This window comes from Nonomuraea sp. NPDC049784, assembly GCF_040659615.1.
GTDB lineage: Bacteria > Actinomycetota > Actinomycetes > Streptosporangiales > Streptosporangiaceae > Nonomuraea.
In genome coordinates this window covers 1-2,019 of sequence record NZ_JBFAMX010001077.1, presented here as the reverse complement: position 1 = coordinate 2,019, position 2,019 = coordinate 1, and the positions used below count along the sequence as shown (strand labels likewise).

At 71.9% G+C, this 2,019-nt stretch carries 2 protein-coding genes; both read left to right on the top strand.

What is annotated here, in order from left to right; all coding sequences use genetic code 11:
- On the top strand, nt 1-783 hold a 783-nt coding region (locus AB0J09_RS63400; RefSeq protein WP_360713993.1), incomplete at its 5' end, for an FAD-linked oxidase C-terminal domain-containing protein.
- 157 nt (nt 784-940) lie between these two features.
- Nucleotides 941-2,019, top strand: a 1,079-nt coding sequence (locus AB0J09_RS63395) for a serine/threonine-protein kinase (protein WP_360713991.1), incomplete at its 3' end; no start/stop codon positions are given.

Genomic DNA, 2,019 nt, shown 5'->3' with positions numbered 1-2,019 from the left:
GCGGCCACCGTGCGCCTGCGCCGGGCGCCCGCCGCGCCACCGGCCACGTTCGCGGCCGAGTTCGGCTCCCTCCGGGACGCGGGCGCGGCCGTCTCGGCGATCATGGCGGCGGGCTGCCAGCCGTCGCTCATGGAACTGCTCGACCGGGCCACCCTGGAGGCCTTCGACGACTGGCGCAACATCGGACTGGAGCCCGCCACGCAGGCCATGCTGATCGGCCAGTCCGACGCCACGGACAGCCAGGCCGCGGTCGAGCACATGGAGCGGCTCTGCGTGGAGAACGGCGCCTCGTTCGTGGCGGTGTCCTCCAGCCCGCAGGAGGCCGAGGAGCTGATCGCGCTGCGCCGGCTGGCGTACCAGGCCAAGGAGCGGCTCGGGGCGTGCCTGGTGGAGGATGTGTGCGTGCCGCGGTCCGTACTGCCCGACATGATCAGCGCCATCGAGGCGACGGCCGCGCGGCACGACGTGAAGATCTGCACGGTCGCGCACGCCGGTGACGGGAACCTGCACCCGGTCTTCATCTTCGACCGCGGGATGGTGGAGCCGCCCCCGGAGGTGTGGGCGGCGGCGGACGAGATCTTCACGCACGCGCTGGAGCTCGGGGGCACGCTGACCGGGGAGCACGGGGTGGGGCTGCTCAAGCGGCGCTGGCTGGCGCTGGAGTCCGGCCCGGTGGTCACGGAGATTCAGCAGGGCATCAAGGCGGTCTTCGACCCCCTGGGCCTCCTGAACCCGGGCAAGGCGATCTGGCCGGACGCGTCTGGCACCTTGACCAACCCGTGACTTTAGGGGCGTATGCGCACAGGACCTGCGACGGAGGGCGAACAAATGCCTGACATTCTCCGTCAAAACATGAAACTTCTGGCAGGTCCGGCAGACGCCCCAACCTTCACACTGGTAGCGTCTTGCCCCATCCACTGGGTTGTTATGGGGGTCCGACGTGAATCAGTTCCAGCCGCTGGCGGCGGACGATCCGCGGCGGCTGGGGACGTATGACATCGTCGCCCGGCTCGGCGAGGGCGGTCAGGGCGTTGTCTACCTGGGCAAAAGCGAGTCCGGGGAACAGGCCGCGGTCAAGCTGCTACACCATGCGCTTGTAGCCGACGCCGACGCCAGGACCCGGTTCCTGCGCGAGGTGGCGGTGGCGCAGCGGGTGGCCAGGTTCTGCACCGCTCCAGTGCTCCACGCGGACCTGGATGGCAGCCGGCCCTACATCGTGAGCGAATACGTCCCGGGACCGTCGCTGCGCGAGCTGGTCATCAACGAGGGGCCCCGGCGGGGCGCGGCGCTCGAAAGGCTCGCGATCAGCACCGCCACGGCGCTCGCGGCCATCCACCGCGCCGGGATCCTGCACCGGGACTTCAAGCCCGCCAACGTACTCATGGGGCCCGAGGGTCCCGTCGTGATCGACTTCGGCATCGCCCGCGCTCTGGACTCCCCTGGCGCCACGGCCACGGGGATGGCCATGGGCACGCCCTCGTACCTGGCGCCCGAGCAGCTCAGCGGTGCGGCCGTGTCGGAGGCGGCCGACGTGTTCGCGTGGGGCGTCACGATGGTGTTCGCGGCGACGGGCAAGCCCGCCTTCGGCGCCGACTCCATCCCCGTGGTGATGAACCGGATCCTGAACGAGGAGCCGCAGCTCGGGGGGATGGAGGGCGTGCTGGCCGAGCTTGTGGCCGCCTGCCTGTCCAAGGACCCGGCGCAGCGGCCCAGCGCGGACGAGCTCATCGTCCGCCTCACCGGCCAGCCGGCCCCGAAGTCCGCCATCGAGCCGGTGACGGGCCAGCAACTCACCTCCGTCGCCGGTGCCACTGGTGGGCAGGGCGGCCCGGAGAGCGGCAAGCAGGGAGGGGACGTCTACCCCGGCCCCTGGACCCAGCCGGGCGCTCCCGCGGGTGGCCCCCTCCAGACGGGCCCGCAGCCCGTGCCTCAGACGGGCGCGTTCGCCCGCCCCGCCGCCGCAGCCGCACAGTCCGGCCCCGCACAGGGTGGACCTGCGCAGAGCGGCCTCGCGGCAGG